Raw genomic sequence first — 628 nt, 5'->3', positions numbered from 1 at the left:
TGGCGTATGGCAGCGGCATCGGACCGATCCAGTCTGGTCGCATCGCAGGGCTTTTTTGGCATCTGGCCGACAAGCGATGCGCTACCGCTTGAGGCGCTTGAGGCGATCCTCAACGGCCCTCTGGCCAACGCCTTTCTCGCTGAAAGAGCGTCTAACCAGCACTTCACCAATGAACTGCTCAAGCTCCTCCCAATGCCGAAGCGAGCGCTAGGCCATGTCGTGGAAGCCGTGAAGAAATACCACTCTGCATCTGCGGCCGCGGGCGCGGAAGCGCTGAGACCGGCAGGGATTGATGACGTCCTGAACAGGCTTCTGGTCGAAGTCGATGCGGAGGTGCTGCGAGCCTACGATCTACCGCCGCGCCTCGAACGTCGACTCCTCGAGTTCTTCCGTGGTCATGAGCACGAGCGCCGGGTGGATCATTCGTTCCACGGATGGCTGCCGGAGAATTTCACGGCGTACATGCCCTTGCACGAATATCTCGGACCCTTAGTGGATCGCAATCGCGGCGCTTGGTCGCTTGAGGCGTTCACGCCGGCCCCCGAGGAAGAGGTACAGCTGCTGAGGCAGTACATCCACTGATGGACACCTATCTCCTCGACACCAACCTTGTGTCGGTCCTCTACGA

The 628-nt window shown here is 60.2% G+C and carries 1 protein-coding gene; it reads left to right on the top strand.

From position 1 onward, the window contains the following. On the top strand, positions 1–582 hold a 582-nt coding region (locus tag VQ03_RS34065), incomplete at its 5' end, for a hypothetical protein (RefSeq protein WP_245292232.1). Positions 583–628: the final 46 nt, after the last annotated feature.

The sequence above is a fragment of the Methylobacterium tarhaniae genome (assembly GCF_001043955.1).
GTDB lineage: Bacteria > Pseudomonadota > Alphaproteobacteria > Rhizobiales > Beijerinckiaceae > Methylobacterium > Methylobacterium tarhaniae.
The sequence above is the reverse complement of the archived record's forward strand: the minus strand, read 5'-3'. Positions and strand labels throughout refer to the sequence as shown.